The organism is Vibrio mimicus CAIM 602 (assembly GCF_000338875.1).
GTDB lineage: Bacteria > Pseudomonadota > Gammaproteobacteria > Enterobacterales > Vibrionaceae > Vibrio > Vibrio mimicus.
This window is the reverse complement of record NZ_AOMO01000044.1, coordinates 222057-239324: the sequence shown is the minus strand read 5'-3', so window position 1 is coordinate 239324 and position 17268 is coordinate 222057. Positions and strand designations below refer to the sequence as shown.

Annotated in this window: 18 protein-coding genes and 2 pseudogenes; 5 read left to right on the top strand and 15 right to left on the bottom strand. The window is 47.5% G+C overall.

Annotated features, from left to right (window positions below; all coding sequences use genetic code 11):
- The first annotated feature begins 6 nt into the window (after positions 1-6).
- Entirely contained in the window at positions 7-570 is a 564-nt protein-coding gene (locus tag D908_RS05325) for a phosphoribosyltransferase (RefSeq protein ID WP_005525882.1), read from the top strand.
- A gap of 417 nt (positions 571-987) precedes the next feature.
- On the opposite strand, the gene D908_RS05330 is transcribed toward D908_RS05325, so the two are convergent.
- The 8 genes from D908_RS05330 to D908_RS05360 form a co-directional block, all read right to left on the bottom strand.
- Positions 988-2028, bottom strand: a complete 1041-nt coding sequence (locus D908_RS05330; protein WP_005525880.1) for an AbrB family transcriptional regulator — start codon at positions 2026-2028, stop codon at positions 988-990.
- An 85-nt stretch (positions 2029-2113) separates the two neighbouring features.
- Entirely contained in the window at positions 2114-2638 is a 525-nt protein-coding gene (locus D908_RS05335; RefSeq protein WP_005525878.1) for a hypothetical protein, read from the bottom strand.
- A gap of 186 nt (positions 2639-2824) precedes the next feature.
- Positions 2825-3781 (bottom strand): D-2-hydroxyacid dehydrogenase family protein, encoded by a 957-nt coding sequence (locus tag D908_RS05340; RefSeq protein ID WP_005525876.1) that lies wholly within the window; start codon positions 3779-3781, stop codon positions 2825-2827.
- Positions 3759-4508 (bottom strand): DUF4336 domain-containing protein, encoded by a 750-nt coding sequence (locus tag D908_RS05345; RefSeq protein WP_005525874.1) that lies wholly within the window; start codon positions 4506-4508, stop codon positions 3759-3761. The genes D908_RS05340 and D908_RS05345 overlap by 23 nt, the downstream gene beginning before the upstream one ends.
- Positions 4509-4542: 34 nt before the next feature.
- Positions 4543-5064: a GNAT family N-acetyltransferase gene (locus D908_RS05350; RefSeq protein ID WP_005525872.1), complete on the bottom strand. Its 522-nt coding sequence runs from the start codon at positions 5062-5064 to the stop codon at positions 4543-4545.
- A gap of 9 nt (positions 5065-5073) precedes the next feature.
- On the bottom strand, positions 5074-5619 hold the full coding sequence (locus D908_RS0119710; RefSeq protein WP_032467681.1) for an isochorismatase family protein: 546 nt from the start codon (positions 5617-5619) through the stop codon (positions 5074-5076).
- A 142-nt stretch (positions 5620-5761) separates the two neighbouring features.
- Positions 5762-6199 carry an NUDIX domain-containing protein gene (locus D908_RS05355; protein ID WP_005525868.1) on the bottom strand — a complete coding sequence of 146 codons (438 nt, stop codon included), beginning with the start codon at positions 6197-6199 and terminating at the stop codon, positions 5762-5764.
- A 29-nt stretch (positions 6200-6228) separates the two neighbouring features.
- Complete coding sequence (locus D908_RS05360) at positions 6229-6579, bottom strand: GlpM family protein (protein WP_005525865.1); 351 nt, start codon at positions 6577-6579, stop codon at positions 6229-6231.
- A 191-nt stretch (positions 6580-6770) separates the two neighbouring features.
- Between D908_RS05360 and D908_RS05365 the strand changes: the two genes are divergently transcribed.
- Complete coding sequence (locus D908_RS05365; RefSeq protein ID WP_005525864.1) at positions 6771-7493, top strand: tRNA (adenine(22)-N(1))-methyltransferase; 723 nt, start codon at positions 6771-6773, stop codon at positions 7491-7493.
- A gap of 9 nt (positions 7494-7502) precedes the next feature.
- Positions 7503-8434: pseudogene (locus D908_RS05370) on the top strand (LysR family transcriptional regulator).
- A 7-nt stretch (positions 8435-8441) separates the two neighbouring features.
- On the opposite strand, the gene D908_RS05375 reads toward D908_RS05370, so the two are convergent.
- From D908_RS05375 to D908_RS05405, 7 genes and pseudogenes are all read right to left on the bottom strand, one after another.
- Positions 8442-8732: a putative quinol monooxygenase gene (locus tag D908_RS05375; protein ID WP_000581568.1), complete on the bottom strand. Its 291-nt coding sequence runs from the start codon at positions 8730-8732 to the stop codon at positions 8442-8444.
- Positions 8733-8735: 3 nt separating this feature from the next.
- Complete coding sequence (gene nfsB, locus D908_RS05380; RefSeq protein WP_001028476.1) at positions 8736-9389, bottom strand: oxygen-insensitive NAD(P)H nitroreductase; 654 nt, start codon at positions 9387-9389, stop codon at positions 8736-8738.
- Positions 9390-9624: 235 nt separating this feature from the next.
- Positions 9625-12783, bottom strand: coding sequence for an efflux RND transporter permease subunit (locus tag D908_RS05390; RefSeq protein WP_005525858.1), 3159 nt, complete (start codon positions 12781-12783; stop codon positions 9625-9627).
- A gap of 1 nt (position 12784) precedes the next feature.
- Positions 12785-13789: an efflux RND transporter periplasmic adaptor subunit gene (locus tag D908_RS05395; RefSeq protein WP_005525856.1), complete on the bottom strand. Its 1005-nt coding sequence runs from the start codon at positions 13787-13789 to the stop codon at positions 12785-12787.
- Between the two features lie 109 nt (positions 13790-13898).
- Positions 13899-14357: pseudogene (locus tag D908_RS0119705) on the bottom strand (DUF6691 family protein).
- Between the two features lie 10 nt (positions 14358-14367).
- Positions 14368-14787: a YeeE/YedE family protein gene (locus D908_RS05400; RefSeq protein WP_005525852.1), complete on the bottom strand. Its 420-nt coding sequence runs from the start codon at positions 14785-14787 to the stop codon at positions 14368-14370.
- A gap of 16 nt (positions 14788-14803) precedes the next feature.
- Entirely contained in the window at positions 14804-15121 is a 318-nt protein-coding gene (locus D908_RS05405; RefSeq protein ID WP_000138827.1) for an ArsR/SmtB family transcription factor, read from the bottom strand.
- Between the two features lie 154 nt (positions 15122-15275).
- Between D908_RS05405 and D908_RS05410 the strand changes: the two genes are divergently transcribed.
- Together D908_RS05410 and D908_RS05415 are read left to right on the top strand one after the other, a co-directional pair.
- Entirely contained in the window at positions 15276-15461 is a 186-nt protein-coding gene (locus tag D908_RS05410) for a YgaP family membrane protein (RefSeq protein WP_000151363.1), read from the top strand.
- A 67-nt stretch (positions 15462-15528) separates the two neighbouring features.
- Positions 15529-17232 carry an FAD-dependent oxidoreductase gene (locus tag D908_RS05415; protein ID WP_005525851.1) on the top strand — a complete coding sequence of 568 codons (1704 nt, stop codon included), beginning with the start codon at positions 15529-15531 and terminating at the stop codon, positions 17230-17232.
- Positions 17233-17268 lie beyond the last annotated feature (36 nt).

The window sequence follows — 17268 nt, the reverse complement described above, 5'->3', positions numbered from 1 at the left end:
ATAATCATGTATATATTAAATGAAAGCTGCCAAACGCATAGTGTTGAACAACTGATTAAGATTTGTAAAAGCAGTTCAATGTCGACGGGCTACAAACTCAGAAATGCACATTATCAATTAGGAGAGATCATTGCAGAGCCAATAGCAAAATCTTCAAATCAACAGCAGAACTATGCTGTATTGATTCTTATGCGAGCAGGTTTGTGTTTTGGTAACGGCATTGCAGACAAGCTTGAACAGCTTGGCTGCAATGTATCAATAATTTTCGTTAATGATGATAAGGTTTCTAGAGAAGATCTAGAACTTGTTCAAGGCAAAGAAATTATCATTGTTGATGCAGTAATAAATTCAGGGAAAAGCGTTTTTGGTCTGATGAAACAACTCCCAGATACTAACCCTGTAAAACTTGTTACAACGGTTATTCCAAGTTCTTCGACAGAATTACTTAAAAGCTACGATTTGTATACTGTACGAATATCAAACAACAAGTATGAGGGAGCTAAGGTTCAGGTCATTTCTGATGGTAAGGGCCCCGATACTGGCGACAGATTGTTTAGTACATACAAATAAGAAAAATTGTCTTGTTAAATGACTAAAGTAAGTAATTATCTCAATTTGTACTGTGACAAGATCTATTCTTGCTTGTCTCACCTTATCCGACATCGACGTTTTAGAGGCGACTTCTGAGACGTTAATTGTCCAGTCGCTAGATTTAGTAACCAGCGAAATTGCATAACAATTCAGACGAAAACTGCCAATTAAGAACGCCGTCTATGGCCACTTTGGGGATTTTCTGAGTACCGCCCCTCAACTGTCAGCTATAAGGAAAAGTACTGCGATTTCAGTGGCACGATCCGCCACTGAGTAAATGAGTTAACAAAGAAAGGGGCAGAAATGAGTCAGGTTGGACTTGTATCAATCTCTACGCTGACCAAACCTACCCTTTGTCATCTTGGTAAAACAGCTCCTATCCCACAAAAGCCCCCATCACCTCCGCCTCAACTCCTCTAACTGCTTTTTCAGCATGGCGGGAAGTGAATAGAGCAACAATAGACGCAGAGCGTGGTTGATCATCACAAACGCGGGCTCCATTCCGAGCAGTAAGGCCACGGCGGTCATGGCCTCTACACTGCCAGGAACCCAAGCGAGCAGTAGAACTACCCATGATTTATCGAGCAGAATGGAAAAGACGCCAGATACGCCAACTGCAACCAAGAGGCCAATCATAGTCACCATGAAACCAGCGCGTGAATACGCCATGGCTTCACGCAATGTGGTATCGGCAATCCGTGAACCAATCAAAATACCTAGCAAAGCGGTGGCGAATAGCACCATCCATTTAGGCAATTGCATTTCAATGCCAGTGGAGAAGCTGTTAAAGCTGGCGGTAACCAGTAGCGCCGCCAACATATAAGGTGCGGGAATGCCGAGTAAAGTGGATGCTTTACCAAGTAATAAGCTAACCAGCGCTAGAGTGAAGAAAATAAGCCAAGCATAAACGGTCAAGCTGCCGTCTACGGATGCGCTATCCGGCGCGCTGTTGGAGATCAACAGTGCCAGTAAAGTGAGGATCATCAAGCGCACAGAATGGGAATAAACCACTTTGGTGGAAGGTTTCTGGCTCGATTCGCTAATCACTAGAATCGCAGCCATCGCGCCCGGTACTGCACCGAGTAGAGATTCAAACGGCGTCCACCCTTCTCTTTTGGTCAGCCATAGATAGCTGCTGATGATCTGCAGCGTTAAACAGCACACCAAGCCAATAATCACTGGCACGGTTAATGTTGTGCCTAATTCGGTCAAACTGATGGTTGCACCGACACTAATACCGAGCACGATTTGCACAAACAGCAGCAGCCACTTGGGTGTATGAATGGTCAGAAAACGTTTTTTGTGCAGCACAATAATCAAACCCGCGGCAATAAACATTTCAGAAAGTGGAATGGAGAGTAGCGTCCCCGCCCCCGCAGCCACTGCGGCGATAATCAAGATTTGAATAAAGAGTGTAAAAGAAGCTCTTTCGAACATCATGCCTTCCTTTCTGGCAAAAAGCGGTACCTAAGGCACCGCTGAGTCGAATACTACGAGCGTATCGAAAATCTCGCTAGGCGAATTATTCAACGATCAAACTAACGTAGTTCGTCACGAATGGAGTGATAACCGCTTCGCCAGCAACATAATAATCACGGCCTGTTTTTTCGGTTTCCATCTTGAAGTAATACTTACCCGCTGCGAGTGAAATATCCTTCCATGAACCATCATCGAAGAAAATCGCTTTATCGACTAACCATCCTTCACTGGTCACTTCAAACAATGAACCTCTACACTCCACTGCACCAATCAGTGGATGAGTACAACTTTGCAGGACAAGCTCCGTTTGCGATTTAGGATTTTTCTCTGTCTTAGTAATAGTGATGGTCCCGTAATCTCGGCTCATTTTTTTAGCCGAACTGGTGTACATAACTTCACGTTCTACTTTGAAGCTCTTGTCATTTTTTACCACATCACCAACGCCTACCGAGCCGAGTACACCACTAATGGCACCATTAACACCATTATTTACCGCATCGCCAATATCATTACTTGCACAACCTGCAATAGCTAAAGAAGAGGCGATAGCCAAGACGATTTTTTTCATTGTTTTTCCCTTATCATTTATCAATGAATTTTCCGTTCCACTGCGGAAACCATAAGTAACAAAACATTAAGGGTGTCATTTATATCGAACTAATCAGAAATATCCATAATCAATGAGCACAAATTAGACATCAATTACAAACATACCATTCACAACTCAAATATGAGTCGAGCTTGCATCTTATTGTTACTTAAGCAACTCAATTTGTTGCGCATAACCAATAACATTCTCAAATGCAGCTTGAAAGTAGATCTCATAGCTGTTTTTCTCGACATAACCGAGATGCGGAGCACATAGCACATTTGGCAAGCTGAGTAATGGCTCATTGCTAGGTAACGCGGGCTCTCTTTCGTACACATCGACCGCGGCTTGGCGCGTTGGGTTAGCTTGCATTACTTGATACAACGCGCCCGACTCCACCAGTTCAGCCCGGCTGGTATTCACAAACAGCGAGTCGGTTTTCATGGAGAGCAGATCTTGCTTGGTCACAATGCCACGGGTGGAGTCATTCAAACGTAAATGCAGTGACAGTACGTCGACTTTAGCAAAAAACTCAGCTTTATCGGCGGCTGCTTGATAACCCAACTCAAGCGCTTTCTGCCGTGAGGCTTCACTACCCCACACCAAGATTTGCATACCAAATACTTGACCAAATTGAGCAATGCGCTGGCCAATTTTACCCAGCCCCCAAATACCCAGCGTACGGCCAGAAAGTGTTCTGCCCAATCCTAATCCACCGTTTTGTTGCCACTCACCCGCTTGCAGTTGTTGTACATAGCTTGGCAGATGGCGAGAAGCCGCAAGGATTAATCCCCAACAAAGCTCCGCCGGGGCGACGGGAGAGCCAATGCCTTCTAACACAGTCACGCCATAACGCTCGCACAGAGGCACATCAATATGGTTACTGACTTTTCCGGTCTGACTGATGAGTTTCAGGTTCGGCAGATTAGCCAAAAGATTTTCGGTGATTTGGGTACGCTCGCGGATCAGCACCAAAGCCTCAAAAGGTTTCAGTCGCTCAATCAATACAGCCTCATCGCTCACGCTGTCATTGAATACCTTAACGTCATGCTCTTGTAAGTATTGGAAGGCGTTTAGACCAATAACCACATTTTGGTAATCATCCAGAACAGCGATTTTCATTGTTTGCTCTCTTGTTTTGCTGTAGTTCAGTGTGCTTTTCAAACTTCAACCAACGGAATGAATGGCGCAGAAACTCTACGGCTTGCTCTTTTATCCATTCACCATGCGCTAGAACAATTTGCTTTGGTTCCCAACTCAGAATGGTCGACATATGTCGACTGGCTTCGGCCTTGTTGAAATAGAAAGTGAGTCGCCAATCGAGCGGAGTTTGTCCGTTTGGAGCCATAACACCGGCCCAACGGGCAATTCTTTGTCGCCAACCCGTAATCGCCGAGGGTGAAAAGTTTTCAATCAGATCGGTCAGGATCAAGGTGTGCGATAGGGGGTGAAAGAAAACGCTCTCTTGCATGACTTTCGAACCCGTAAAGAGTAGATAAGCGATTTCATCTCCCCAAGGGACTGCAAAATCCGAAGTTAACAAGCCATCAAAATGAAGATCTGGCCGTTTGTTTGCCACTTCTTGTGTGCCAAAGGCTTGAGCTTGCGGAAAGGCATCTTGCCAATCTTTGATAAACAGATGATGCAAATGATTTGGAGCGATCAGATAAGCGATGTCTCCCAAGGAATCGACTTCCGCTTTTAAAGTTTCCGTCAGTCGAATCGGGCTGTGTACCCATAACCGCCCATCATGCAGCTTAATAATGGTCATTCGTGTGGTGTACGGCATATTGAAAAATGGCACTGCCTCACCATCAAAAATCCAAATTCGCTCGCCGATCAATTGCATCCTGTCTCTCCTTATTGAGTTGTGAATGCTTCGTTCATTCTTTTAAATCAATCCAGTAACGCGCCAGTAAATTAGGGTAAAAATCCCCAGAGATGATGCTTTCCAACACTCCGCCATTGCGCTCAATAACAAGGCGTGAACCGCGGTTATCTTCATCAGCCACCAGCAGCACACGTTTTAATCCCAAGCGCTTGGCTTCAATCAGCCCTAAGCGCAGCATCTCTGTACCAATCCCTTTTTTACGTGCACTCGGCGTGACATCGTAACCAATGTGTCCCGCTTCTTGGGTGAGAAATGGCGTATCAATGTGGTGGCGTAAGCGAAGCGCACCTAGAATTTTCCCTTGCTCATCGTGATACCAAAGATGGCTGCATGGCACATAGCCACAAGGCAGATTCTGACCATGGGCGGTGTCATCCAGTAGTTGCACATAGTCGGCAAAGTTTTCATCGCCTTGGCGATAAAAATCACAGTTGATCGGATCGTTGCGCTGAAAATCTTGGAAGAACTCGGCAAAGGCCGTTTCATCCTGCAGAGTTAATCGGGTTAACGGCATAGTCTCTCCTTAACGTTTTGGCTGTTCAGCCAACAAGGATTGGGTAGTAATTGCAGTAATCGGTACACCAAAGCTCGACGTATGGCTGAGCGCATAAGTGTGATGGTGTCGGATCAGCTCTCCGCTTGCATAAGGAGTATCGTGCGTGGTGTGCCCATCGCTCACGATCTGAATGGAAAAGCCTTTACCCGCCGCGCTGCGAATGGTGGTATCCACACAAAAGTCAGAGGCGTAACCGGTCACGATTAAATGTTCGATGGCATTTTCTTCTAGCAACGCAGCCAGTTCGGTACGCAAAAAAGAATCGGGGGTGGTTTTGCGAATGAAATGATCACTCGCTGCGACGTTAAGTTGATGCTCGAGTTGCCAATCGGCGCTATCGGCTTCCAATCCAGGTTCTTGATGCTGAATAAACACCACGGGAAGCGAGTGTTGACGCGCCCAATGAGTCAGCAGATTGATATTATTGACCACCTCATCGGCAGCGTACGGTCTAGGTTTTGGAGCAAACAAACCATGTTGCACATCAATCACTAAGAGTGCGGTTTTCTTCATGTTTTCTTCCTTGAAAATACTGATTGGCTGTAAACAGCTGATGGTGCATAACAGCTCACAGCCTGTACTTACCATAACAATGTGCCAGACAATTTGGGCGGCTGACTTGCCAAAATAGTGATCCCCCGCCGAAAGATTCATTTTACGCTTTAAGTGCACCGCTTTGATAAAGACGTTGGAACTCTTGAATCGCGATTTTATCCGCGACAGTTTCCACTGCGCTTGGTGTCATTGGCGTCCAAAAAACTTCGTCAGCTTCATGGCAGACGATCTCACCTTGCCATTCATCCACCACGTAATAATGCAGCAATTGCAACTCTATCTCTGTCGGATGGTAAAGCGAGCAGAGATAAACGCTACTTGTCGCTTCCACACCTAACTCTTCTTGCACTTCACGCTGCAATGCTTGCGCTTGGCTTTCGCCCATTTCGATATGACCACCGGGGATCGCGATGATATTCGGATCGCTCGCTTTCATTACCGAGCGACGTTCGAGCAGGCAAGCACCCTCTTTGATCAGTAAGAAAGAGACACATTCGGCAATCGGCAGCTTTGAGGTTAGCCTGTTTTCTACAGACATAATTTTCTCCTTAAATCCATTTCCAACAATTAGGCCATACTCGGGTGTAAACGCGTCCAACCTATCAGCAAGAGTGCCGCAAACACCAGCCAGACCAAAGTGGCGGAAACCAGAGTCCAAGTCAGGCTAAATCGGTAGCTAAAGTAGTACACCGCCAGCAGATACGCCGCATACGGGATCAGCGAATACAGCCCAAAAAGCGCGGTGGTACGCAAATCTTCCATCGTGCGTTCGGTGCCAACAATGTAATGGGCGATTAAGGCAAAAGTGGGAAACAGCGGCACAAGGCCAGAAATGAAAAAGCTTTTGGTTTTGGATAACAGGGCAATGATCAAGACCGCAAGTGCTCCGAGTAAGCACTTGAAAAACAGAGCCGCCATGACATTTCCTTTTGTCAGAACAGGTTACAGGCAATCACTATAAATCACTCTCCCGTTAAGAAGAACAACTCATTGACTGGTTTGTTATTTTCTCTGCAACATTTTTCCGAACCTGAGTAAAATGACCGCCTCAGTTTTGATTCGGCGGCCGATAGCGGCGGCTTCTTTTAGTTACGGCATGTAGGTACTGCATGAAATTAGGAAAACGGCTGACTCAGTTAGTCCAACACGTAAAGCGCGACTACGACCATATTTGGGATTGCTGCTGCGACCACGGCTTACTCGGTGCGGCGTTACTCAAACAGCACCCTAGCACCACAGTGCATTTTGTCGATATCGTTCCCTCTTTGATTGAGAAGGTCACTCTCGATTTAACACGCTATTTTCCTGCAACGACCAACTCACCGCGCTGGCGCACTTACTGCCTAGATGTGCGCGATTTGCCACTCGAAGCAAACGCAGGATCGCATTTGGTGATCATCGCAGGTGTTGGCGGTGATTTGATGACGGAATTTATTGCTGAGCTCGCCAAGCGCCATCCGGCAACGCCCCTTGACCTGCTGCTCTGCCCTGTTCACCACACTTATACGTTGCGTGAGCAGTTAATCGCGCTTAATGCTGAGCTGAAATGCGAACTTCTAGTGGAAGAAAACCAACGCATTTATGAGCTGCTGCATGTGCAGATCAATCCAAACTCGCCTGCAGTACATGGTCTTTCTTGTGTTGGTGAAGCACTTTGGCATGTGACAAATGAAGATCAACAGAAGATCGCGCAGCGCTATCTACAGCAGTTACAGCAGCACTATCAGCGCAAAGCACAAGGCGGTGATGCTTGCGCACAGCAGCGTTGGCAAGCGTATCAAACAGTGGAGATCATTCAGCACATGGATCCCGCTCTAGAAATAGCTCAATAGGCTAAAAAGATGAAAGCACTCAATGATTTGAATTTGTTTGTCGAAACGGCGCGCAAGGCAGTTTTTCTAAAGCCGCCAACAGCTTATCCCTCACAACTGCCGCCGTGAGCGCCGCCATTCGCCGTTTGGAAGAGCAAGTGCAGTTTCCTCTGTTTGTGCGTTCAACGCGCAATATCCGTTTAACACACGAGGGGGAAATTTTCCTCGCCAAAACCCAAAGCGCGATTGCCACTCTACAAGAAGGTTTAGATCAAATCGCCTGTGCTCGTGGCCAATTAGCGGGTCAGTTGCACATTAGTGCACCTTCTGATTTAGGGCGCAATTTGCTGCTTGATTGGATTGAGGAGTTTATTGCCCTGCACCCAAACGTCACGGTGAAATTGGAGCTTTCCGACAGTTTGACCGACATGTACACCAATCCGGTCGATATCGCGATTCGTTATGGTAAACCTGCAGATTCGAATTTGGTGGCAATGCTGTTGTGTGATTCGAATGAGCGTGTGTTGTGTGCATCGCCAGATTACTTAGCGACTCACCCTCCCATTCTTCATCCCGACGATTTGCAACATCACAATTGCTTGTGCTTCATGATTGCTGATACGCTGCACAACAAGTGGATTTTAAGCCGTGATGGAGAAACACACAGCGTCGTTGTACAAGGCAACCCGACTTGTAATGATAGCGATGTGGTACACCGATTAGCAGTAAAAGGCAAAGGAATCGCCAATAAATCCTTGATGGATATTAGTCAGGACATTATTGACGGAAGATTAGTACGCATTTTACCAGAGTGGGAAAGTGGCCCAGTGCCAATTTACATGGTGTGCGCAGATCGACGTTTGATCACCCCGACCATTCGTGCATTTCAGGAATACATACGTGGCAAAGGCTGCCAGCAACGTCAAACGGTACTGACAGCCATAGAAGCACGAGAGCATTAAGGCCGTATTAGCCAACAAAACTCAGTGGGCGTAGTTGAAGGTATTCCAGCACTTCACGTTCACTGATTTGTTGCTGAAAATGCTGAAAATGTTCACTCTGCTGATGCTTTTGCAAGCTCTCTTCCGAGCACCAGATTTCCTGCATTAAAAACAGCCCTTCGATCGAGTTGTCGCGATACAGCTCGTATTGGCAACAACCCGTTTCGTTTCTGCTCGGTTCGAGTAGAGCCTCAAGCAGCGCTTGTACTTGCTCTACCGAATCGGGGAAAGCTTTGATTTCCGCTAACAGATGAATCATGGCTTACAGCTCGGTAAAGACCGCTTCCGCTGGCCAACGTGATTTTGGCAGTTTGGCATTGAAGTCGTCTTCACTGTGATAGCCCAGTGGAACGATCACGACACTGTTGAAGCCTTTTTCAGTCAAGCCGAACTCTTCGTTCAGAACCTGTGCATCAAAACCTTCAATCGGCACTGCATCAATGCCCATTGCCGAAGCGCCGAGAAGCAGTGTGCCTACGTTCAGGTAAACTTGTTTTTGAATCCAATGTTGTACGTCATTCAGCGCTTCACGGTGTAGACCTACGAAGTAGCTACGCGCACCATGCATGCCGGTTTTGGCTTCTTCGTTCGCGAAACGGCCATCTTTATCTTCACTTTCTAGCAGAGACAGCAAATAAGCTTCATCCATATCGGTTCTCGCGCAGAACACCATTACGTGTGACGCATCCAGAATTTTACGCTCGTTGAATGAGAACTGGCCTTGCGCGGCTTTCGCAATACGCGCTTTGCCTTCATCACTGCCAGCCAGAATAAAATGCCAAGGCTGAGAGTTCACGCTAGAGGCACTCATGCGTACTAGCTCTTTAATATCCGCAACTTGCTGTTCAGACAGCTTGCGGCTTGCGTCAAACGCTTTGGTGGAATAGCGAGACTGAGACGCTTGAACAATATTCATTTTTCACTCCTAAGGATGATGACTTTCGAGATGACGCTAAGATATCTGACTGACTCGAAACAAGAAACCACCCTCTGCTTAATTCATTTTCAAAAATTATTTGATAATGCAGCCTTGAAAATGAGGTTTGAAAACCCTTTAGCACTTTTCAATTGCCGTTTCTGGCTCATTAATCAAAAAAAGAGGCTGACCCTAATGGCCAGCCCCTATCCATAAATTTTCTCGTAACTCTGAGTTAATGTGCCGCGAAGCGTTTACGCATCACCACATAATAGAGTACAGGGATCACCAACAAGGTCAGTACGGTGGAGACGAAAATCCCGAAGATCAAGCTGATCGCCAAACCATTAAAGATAGGATCATCAAGGATGAATACCGCGCCAATCATGGCCGCCAACGCCGTCAGCATAATCGGTTTTGCCCGCACTGCCGCAGATTGAATGACCGCTTCTGAGAACTCAATGCCCTGCTCTACCTGTTGGTTAATAAAGTCCACCAGCAAGATTGAGTTACGCACAATGATCCCCGCCAACGCTATCATCCCAATCATGGAGGTGGCAGTAAATTGCGCCCCCAACAACGCATGGCCGGGCATGACACCAATAATGGTCAGCGGGATCGGAGCCATGATAATCAGCGGTACAAGGTAAGATTTGAACTGCGCAACTACCAACAGATAAATCAGCACCATCCCCACAGCGTAGGCAATGCCCATATCGCGGAAGGTTTCGTAAGTCACCGTCCATTCGCCATCCCATGCCACAGCAACACCGCTTAGGCCGTCCGGTTGATGGATGTAGTACTGATCCAACCCCATTTGCTCATCAAGCGCGAAACCAATCTCAAACATGCCATACAGTGGGCTATCCAAATTGCCGGACATATCACCGACCACCATCACCATAGGCACGAGGTTTTTGTGCACAATGTAATCATCCATACGGGTTTGGCGTACTTCAACCAGATCGGAAAGCGGATAAGCATAACCATTACTGCTACCCACTTTCATATTCAGCACCTGCTCTAAACGCACTTTGGCGGTTTCTGCAGCTTGAATCTGGATCGGAATCGGGTATTTGCTGTGCTCACTGTGCAGATACGTGATGGGTTTACCGCCCACCGCGGTCGCCAGCGCATCGACAATCGAGGCATAAGGCACTTGGAAATGCGCAGCTTTACTGCGATCAATCACCACTTGCCATTTTTCATGCATTTCCGGCAGGTACATGTCCACATCAACAATATCTTTCGTTTCACGGAAAATCTCACGCACTTGGCGTGCCGCTTCGTTACGGATTTCTTGGGTTGGACCATACACTTCCGCCAGAATCGGCGACCAAACTGGCGGCCCCGGCGGCACTTCCACCACTTTCACTTTGCCACCAAAGCGCTGCGCAATTTCATTCAGTTGCGGGCGTAGTTGGCTGGCAATCGTATGACTATCTCTGTCGCGCTCTTTGCGTCCCAGTAAGTTCACTTGAATATCGCCTTGGTTGGCTTGGTTACGCATAAAGTAATGGCGCACTAAGCCGTTGAAGTTAATTGGTGCGGCCGTTCCGGCATAGATTTGGTAATCACGAACCTCAGGAACGTCATTCAGCGCCGCGCCCATCTCAAACAGCACCCGTTGCGTTTTTTCTAGCGAACTGCCTTCGGGCATATCCAGCACAATCTGGAATTCCGATTTGTTATCAAACGGCAGCATTTTCAGCACGACCGCTTGGAACACTGGCAACAACACCGATCCCGCAATCAAAGCCAGAATGATCAGTAGCAAAAACAGTCGGTTACGCCCCTGTTTTGGTGCAGTGACAAAAGGCGACATAATTTTGTGGAAGATGCCATTCGCCGCTTTGCCTTCTTCCTGATGATGTCCCGCTTTAAGGAATTTACCCGCCAGCCAAGGGGAAAGCACAAAGGCCACCGCAAGGGAGATGAGCATCCCCATTGAAGCGTTAATTGGAATTGGGCTCATGTACGGCCCCATCAAACCTGACACGAATGCCATCGGCAGCAAGGCCGCAATAACGGTTAGGGTGGCAAGAATGGTTGGCCCACCGACTTCATCTACCGCAGGAGGGATCAGTTCCGATAACTTGCGTTTGCCCATCGCCATATGCCGATGAATGTTCTCCACCACCACAATGGCATCATCGACCAAGATACCAATGGAGAAAATCAGCGCGAACAGCGACACACGGTTGAGAGTAAAACCCCACGCCCAAGATGCAAATAGAGTAATCATCAGGGTAACGATGATTGCCATACCAACCACAATCGCTTCACGCCAGCCCATGGTCAGCAGCACCAAAATCACCACCGCCGTGGTGGCGAAGGCGAGTTTACCAATCAAGGTATTGCTTTTATCGGCGGCAGTTTGTCCGTAATCGCGAGTAATATCTACATCAATCCCTTGCGGGATCAGTTGGTTTTCAAGGCTGACTAAACGGGCTTCCACCGCTTTAGCCACATCGACCGCGTTTTCACCACCTTTTTTGGCCACCGCAATAGTGACCGCAGGATGAATGCCTTCGCGATCCCCCGTCCATACATTTTGAGTGGGCGTGTTGACACCAAAGGAAACGGTCGCAATATCTTCCAGATAAACGGGCGTGCCATTATGCAGCCCAACCACCAACTGTTTCACCTCTTCCACACGAGTTAAAAACTGACCGACTTGCACCGGAAACTCTTGGTTATCGTGGGTTAAACGCAACATAGGTGAACTTTGATTGGCGGCAGGCAAATGTTGATTCAACTGATCTAACGTAATGCCAAAGCTGTTCATTTTAGCGGGGTCAAGACGCACATCGACAATGGTATTTTGTCCGCCCACCGTGTAGATATCGCGCGTGCCCGGAATGCGTTTGAGCTCGGTTTCTAAACCGTGGGCGACTTGCGTCAGTTGCTGTTGATCGAAGCGATCACTCTTATCCGCCAAAGTAATGGTGACAATCGGCACATCTTCAATCCCTTTCGGTTTGATGATGGGTTCACCCACACCAACGCCTTGTGGCATCCAATCTTTGTTGGAATAGAGCTTGTTGTAGATACGTACTACCGCATCATTACGCGGTACGCCAACTTTGAAAATGGCAACAATCATTGCGCCATCCGGCTGAGAGAAAGAGTAGATCTTATCGATCCCTTCAATTTCGGAAATCACTTGCTCTGCCGGTGAGGTGACCAAACTTTCCACCTCCCGAGGGGAAGCGCCGGGAAACGGAATATAGACATCAGCAAAGGTCACATCAATCTGCGGTTCTTCTTCTTTCGGAGTCACCATGACCGCAAATAACCCCATCAACAAACCGACTAAGGCGAGCAGTGGCGTCATGGCTGAATTTTGAAAGGCCGCAGCGATGCGACCCGAAATACCGAGTCGACTGTCCATATCATTCACCTTTTGCTGTTACTGCCGGCGTTACGACCACGTCACCTTGTTCAAGACCAGAAAGGACTTCGACATAGTCACCATAAACTTGCCCCAAACGTACGGGGTTGAGTGCGCGTTGACCGTTATCGACTCGGTATACGGCGCTCAGTTCCGCACGGCGTAACACGGCGCTGTTGGGCACTACTAATACTTCACGTTGACCGTAATTGAATTCGGTTTTTACCCACATGCCGGGGACAAGTGCAGCCGTTTTTTCAGGCAGCTCAAGGCGAGTTTTGAAGGTATGTGATTGTGGATCGGCATAGCTAAACAAGCTGAATTCGGTCGGTTTGAGCAAAGTACCCTGCGCTGTACGCACAGTAAATTGATCCACTTGAGAAACGAATGGTTGATAGCGTTGCGGAATTTCAGTTTCCACTCGCAGTTCATCGAGCGAAAAACCACTGAGCAGTGGTGTTCCCGGGGCAACGGTTTCACCCAGCTCCACCATGCGCTTGGTAACAATTCCATCATAAGGAGCGGTGATATTGGTATAACCCAAAGACTCTTTGGCTTGTTCCACCGCAGCTTGTGCCGATTTCACTGCAGCATCCGCACTGCGTGCCCGAGCTTCAGCAGAGTCCATTTGATCTTTGGAAATCGCCCCTTTAGGGAAAAGTTGGCGATAGCGGTTTAACTGCGCTTGCGCTTCTCGGTTTTGGGCATTGGCACTCGCCAATTGGGCTTTAGCAGCATCTAGCGAGGCGGATTGTTGAACAGCGCTAATTTCTAGCAGAACTTGGCCCTTTTTGACGTAGTCATTAACATCCACATACAGCCCCACCACTCGCCCCGAGGTTTGTGCCGCCAAAGAACCTTGGTTGACAGGTTGCACAACACCATCCAGTTCGACCACCTGCGAGATCGACTCTTTTTTCACGGTAAACAGCTCGCTACTGTCTTGATTTTGAGCGTAAGCCGAAGAAGCCAAGATCAGTGCGATACTCCAAGTTAATGCTTTCATCATCTTCCCTCGCAGATTCTACCCTTCCCACTTAAGAACACTGCATCGTGAGCATGCCAAACGGGTTGGGTAGCGATTTCCTGAATGTTCGCCTAATACACTAGTTGCATTAGGCGATTTGTGTCTGAGTTTCTTTACGATTTCTAATACGGATCAACAAATTAGTGAGTCCTAAGCCAACCATCATGGCAGGAAAAAACACCCACGCGCCTATGTTGCCTAAAGCAAGGCTAGAGACAATCGGCCCCGGGCAAATCCCCACCTAACCCCAACCCAAACCAAAGATCACAGAGCCAGAGATCAACCGACGATCAATCTTGGTGTTATTTGCCAAGCAGAACACTTTGGCATTCACGGGTTTGGCTTGTGATTTGATCAGTAAAAAATAAGCAGGCATGAACACTGCTAAAGCACCACCCATAACAAACATCAAGCTTGGATCCCAAGCGCCTGCGACATCCAGAAACCCAATCACTTTGGCCGGATCAGCCATGCCTGATACCACCATACCTAAGCCAAATAAGAGGCCAGCGACCAGCGAAGTCGCACGAAACAAAACGTTATTCATACCAAGCCACTTACATCAGATGAAGACGAACGAAAACCGTGATTGCAGCAACCGTCATAAACACGCCTGTTGCCACCATGGAGCGCTTAGATAAGCGGCCAATACCGCAGATCCCGTGTCCACTGGTGCAGCCATTGGCCAATCGTGTACCCACGCCAACCAATAAACCCGCAGCTGCAAGCACAACACTACTCACACCAAAATCGGTAGGTACATGATGGCCAAACACCGTTGCCCCCATTACACCGCCGGCAACCATGCCAACCACAAACAGCAGTCGCCATGCAAAGTCCCGCGATTTTGGGGTCAACAAGCCAGCCAAAATTCCACTGATCCCGGCAATTTTTCCGTTCATTAGCAACATCAATGTCGCTGAAATCCCTAAAAACATTCCTCCAATTAACGAATCCCAAGGAATAGAAAACGTCATACTTTCCTCTACTTAATTATCGACAAAACACATTCTGTAAACTTTCGATCAATGCCGTGATCCGGCTGTCTGCCAAGCGGTAAAAAACCTGTTGCGATTCTTTACGCGCTTGAATAATGCCGTGCTTACGCAGCACTGTGAGATGCTGAGAAAACGCTGATTGACTTAACGTTGAACCTTGCTGTAGCTGCCCCACCCCCATCTCATGATGAGTTAATTGGCACAGCACCATTAGCCGTTCTGGATGAGCCATCACGCGTAATAACTCTGCAACTTCAACGGCATTTTTCTTCATTTCATCAATTTCAATGTTGACGTTGGCTTGTTCAGTCATGGCTTATCCTCTAACTAAAATTTAACGAGATCATACAAATATATTTATATTAGTCAATTCTTATTTAGACAAAATCAATTTAGTTTATTTTAAATTAGACACATCTAATTTATGGGCGTATAGTTTTGAACAAACAACAACGGAGGTTACCAACATGACGATTGAAAACGGTGTAAGAGTATTAGCTGGCAGTATGGTTCTGCTTTCAGTCATTCTCACTTGGTTTGTTCACCCTAATTTTCTGTGGCTAACAGTATTTGTGGGCGTAAACCTGATCCAAAGCGCATTCACGGGCTTTTGTCCTGCCGCATTCTTTCTCAAGAAACTAGGATTACGTTAATGACAACCCAACACTCTGTCTTATCGAGATGGTGTGTTGGGATCTAGCAACTGACTTGGAGTAACTCATGACGAAAATAGTGATTATTGGTGGTGTTGCAGGTGGTGCTTCCGCAGCGGCTCGTGCTCGTCGACTCAGCGAAGATGCTGAAATCATCATGTTTGAACGCGGCCCTTATGTCTCTTTTGCCAACTGTGGCTTGCCATATCACATCGGTGGTGACATCAAAGAGCGCAGCAATTTGCTGCTGCAAACGCCAGAGAGTTTTTTAGCGCGTTTTAATGTGGATGTCCGCACTATGAATGAAGTGTTGCGTATTAATCGTGCGGCAAAAACCATTACGGTACGTAATCTGCTCGACCAATCTGAGTATGATGAAAGCTATGATTTTCTGCTGCTCTCTCCCGGTGCAGGCCCTGTCGTTCCACCGATTCCGGGTATTCAAAACCCACTGACGCATTCACTGCGTAACATTCCAGACATGGATAAGATCATCCAGACTCTGCAAATGAATAAGCCAGAGCATGCCACTGTTGTGGGTGGTGGTTTTATCGGTCTGGAAATGATGGAAGCCTTTCATCAACTCGGTATCAAAACCACGCTGATTGAAATGGCCGATCAGGTGATGACACCAGTCGATCGTGAAATGGCGGGCTTTGCTCATGCTGAAATTCGCGCTAAAGGCATCGATCTACGTTTAGGCGTGGCTCTGAAATCGGTTGAGTTTAAACCGGCTGCAACTCTGCCAAGCACAGAATCTGGTGAATACCTTGAACATAAGCATGTGGAAGGCGAACTGGATTTGGTGCTCAGTAATGGTGAAACACTGACTACTGACATTCTGATCATGGCGATTGGTGTACGCCCAGAAACCAAACTGGCCGCTGAAGCGGGTTTGCAGCTTGGTGAACTCGGCGGCATTTGGGTCAACGAGCAGATGCAAACCAGCGATCCATCGATTTACGCGGTCGGTGATGCGGTTGAAGAGAAAGACTTTATCACAGGTAAACAAACGCTGGTTCCACTGGCAGGTCCTGCCAACCGTCAAGGTCGTATGGCTGCGGATAACATGCTTGGTCGCAACGAAAGCTACCAAGGCACACAAGGTACCGCGATTTGTAAGATCTTCGATTTGGCTGTAGCTTCGACCGGTAAAAACGAGAAGCAGCTAAAACGTGAAGGCATTGCTTACGAAAAAGTTTATGTGCACACCGCAAGCCATGCGAGCTATTACCCGGGCGCTGAAGTGGTTTCCTTCAAGATGCTGTTTGATCCGCAGACGGGTAAAATCTTCGGCGCACAAGCCGTGGGTAAAGATGGCATCGATAAACGTATCGACGTGATGGCGGTTGCACAACGTGCAGGCATGACGGTTGAGCAGTTACAGCACCTTGAACTGACCTACGCTCCACCGTTTGGTAGCGCGAAAGATGTGATTAACCAAGCGGCATTCGTGGCCACCAACCTAATCAAAGGCGATGCGAAAGCGATTCACTTTGATGAGATCGATAACCTCACTGCGGATCAAGTGTTACTCGATGTACGTAACCCAATGGAGCTACAAAACGTAGGCTACCTGCCCGGCGCAATCAACATTCCTGTTGACCAGTTGCGTCAGCGTATGAATGAGCTGCCGAAAGGCAAAGAGATCGTAATTTATTGTCAAGTTGGGTTACGCGGTAACGTAGCATATCGTCAGCTGGTCAATAACGGCTTTAAAGCGCGCAATCTGATTGGCGGTTATCGCACTTATAAGTTTGCTAAGGCATAACTGCTGTTGGTAGTAGTGAGCTCTTCAGCAATAAAA

Coding starts and splice junctions, on each gene's coding strand:
- D908_RS05410 (WP_000151363.1), top strand. CDS start 15,276: ATGACGATTGAAAACGGTGTAAGAGTATTAGCTGGCAGTATGGTTCTG.
- D908_RS05395 (WP_005525856.1), bottom strand. CDS start 13,789: ATGAAAGCATTAACTTGGAGTATCGCACTGATCTTGGCTTCTTCGGCT.
- D908_RS05325 (WP_005525882.1), top strand. CDS start 7: ATGTATATATTAAATGAAAGCTGCCAAACGCATAGTGTTGAACAACTG.
- D908_RS05405 (WP_000138827.1), bottom strand. CDS start 15,121: ATGACTGAACAAGCCAACGTCAACATTGAAATTGATGAAATGAAGAAA.
- D908_RS05400 (WP_005525852.1), bottom strand. CDS start 14,787: ATGACGTTTTCTATTCCTTGGGATTCGTTAATTGGAGGAATGTTTTTA.
- D908_RS05390 (WP_005525858.1), bottom strand. CDS start 12,783: ATGGACAGTCGACTCGGTATTTCGGGTCGCATCGCTGCGGCCTTTCAA.
- D908_RS05365 (WP_005525864.1), top strand. CDS start 6,771: ATGAAATTAGGAAAACGGCTGACTCAGTTAGTCCAACACGTAAAGCGC.
- D908_RS05355 (WP_005525868.1), bottom strand. CDS start 6,199: ATGTCTGTAGAAAACAGGCTAACCTCAAAGCTGCCGATTGCCGAATGT.
- D908_RS05345 (WP_005525874.1), bottom strand. CDS start 4,508: ATGCAATTGATCGGCGAGCGAATTTGGATTTTTGATGGTGAGGCAGTG.
- D908_RS05360 (WP_005525865.1), bottom strand. CDS start 6,579: ATGGCGGCTCTGTTTTTCAAGTGCTTACTCGGAGCACTTGCGGTCTTG.
- D908_RS05375 (WP_000581568.1), bottom strand. CDS start 8,732: ATGATTCATCTGTTAGCGGAAATCAAAGCTTTCCCCGATTCGGTAGAG.
- D908_RS0119710 (WP_032467681.1), bottom strand. CDS start 5,619: ATGAAGAAAACCGCACTCTTAGTGATTGATGTGCAACATGGTTTGTTT.
- D908_RS05340 (WP_005525876.1), bottom strand. CDS start 3,781: ATGAAAATCGCTGTTCTGGATGATTACCAAAATGTGGTTATTGGTCTA.
- D908_RS05330 (WP_005525880.1), bottom strand. CDS start 2,028: ATGTTCGAAAGAGCTTCTTTTACACTCTTTATTCAAATCTTGATTATC.
- D908_RS05335 (WP_005525878.1), bottom strand. CDS start 2,638: ATGAAAAAAATCGTCTTGGCTATCGCCTCTTCTTTAGCTATTGCAGGT.
- nfsB (WP_001028476.1), bottom strand. CDS start 9,389: ATGAATATTGTTCAAGCGTCTCAGTCTCGCTATTCCACCAAAGCGTTT.
- D908_RS05350 (WP_005525872.1), bottom strand. CDS start 5,064: ATGCCGTTAACCCGATTAACTCTGCAGGATGAAACGGCCTTTGCCGAG.
- D908_RS05415 (WP_005525851.1), top strand. CDS start 15,529: ATGACGAAAATAGTGATTATTGGTGGTGTTGCAGGTGGTGCTTCCGCA.